The organism is Geodermatophilus sp. SYSU D00710 (assembly GCF_054050195.1).
This window is the reverse complement of sequence record NZ_JBJGYX010000125.1, coordinates 1-1,252: the sequence shown is the minus strand read 5'-3', so window position 1 is coordinate 1,252 and position 1,252 is coordinate 1. Positions and strand designations below refer to the sequence as shown.

Annotated in this window: 1 protein-coding gene; it reads left to right on the top strand. The window is 76.0% G+C overall.

Translation table 11 applies throughout. The features are described from left to right. Positions 1 to 115: 115 nt before the first annotated feature. A complete protein-coding gene (locus tag ACI78U_RS24900) occupies positions 116 to 1,081 on the top strand; it encodes a zinc-binding dehydrogenase (protein WP_456878129.1) in 966 nt (321 codons plus the stop codon). Positions 1,082 to 1,252 lie beyond the last annotated feature (171 nt).

Sequence of the window (1,252 nt, the reverse complement as noted above, 5' to 3'; positions counted from 1 at the left end):
CCCGCCCCCCCACCCCAACCCCCCCCCCCCCCCCCGCCCCCCCGACCCCCGCCCCGGCGCGGCCCGGCGGGCCCCCCCCCCCCCCCCCCCACCCCGGTGTCCTAACGTCCGGCGCATGCGCGCCGTCTTCGTCTCCTCGCCCTCGCCCGACGACCCGCTGTCCGTGCTGGAGGTCGGCGAGCGCCCCGAGCCCGAGGTCCCCGACGGCTGGACGACGGTGCAGGTCCGGGCCGTCTCGCTCAACCACCACGACCTGTTCAGCCTGCGCGGGGTCGGCCTGCCGCAGGAGCGGATGCCGATGATCCTGGGCACCGACGCGGCCGGGCTCGACGAGGAGGGCAACGAGGTCGTCGTCCACGGCGTCGTGGCCAGCCCCGGCTGGACCGGCGACGAGACCCTCGACCCCAAGCGCTCGCTGTTCTCCGAGCTGCACCAGGGCACGATGGCCGAGCGGGTCGCGGTCCCCCGCCGCAACCTGCTGCCCAAGCCGGCCGAGCTGTCCTTCGCCGAGGCCGCCTGCCTCCCCACCGCCTGGCTGACCGCCTACCGGATGCTGTTCGTCCGCTCCGGCCTGCGGCCCGGGCAGACGGTGCTCGTGCAGGGGGCCAGCGGCGGCGTGGCCACCGCGCTGGTCGTCCTCGGGCGGGCCGCCGGCTACCGGATGTGGGTGACCGGCCGCAGCGAGGAGAAGCGGGCGGCGGCGCTCGCGCTCGGCGCCGAGCAGGCGTTCGAGACCGGCGCCCGGCTGCCCGAGCGGGTCGACGGCGTGATGGAGACCGTCGGCAAGGCGACCTGGTCGCACAGCATCCGGTCGCTCAAGCCGGGCGGCGTCGTCGTCATCTCCGGCGCCACCACCGGCTTCGACCCCGGCGCCGAGCTCAACCGGGTCTACTTCACCCAGCTGTCGGTGGTCGGCTCGACGATGGGCACCCGCGACGAGCTCGAGTCGCTGGTGCAGCTGTGCCGGGTCACCGGTGTGCGTCCGGTCGTCGACGTCGAGCTGCCCCTCGAGCAGGCGCGCGAGGGGTTCACGCGCATGCTCGAGGGCCGCACCGCCGGGAAGATCGTCTTCACCGTCTGAGCGGGCGCTCCAGGTCCCGGAGCGCCCCGCCCGGGTCCGGACCTAGCGCTCGTCCTGGGAGACGCGCTTGCCCGACTCGGGGGAGAACACGTGCGCCTCGCCGGGGCGGATGGCCACGTGCACCACCTCGCCCTTGGCCGGCGGCTTGCGCGCGTCCACCCGCAGGGTGAG

Bases quoted from the DNA above. Each gene is read 5' to 3' on its own strand.
- ACI78U_RS24900 (WP_456878129.1), top strand. From the start codon at position 116: ATGCGCGCCGTCTTCGTCTCCTCGCCCTCGCCCGACGACCCGCTGTCC.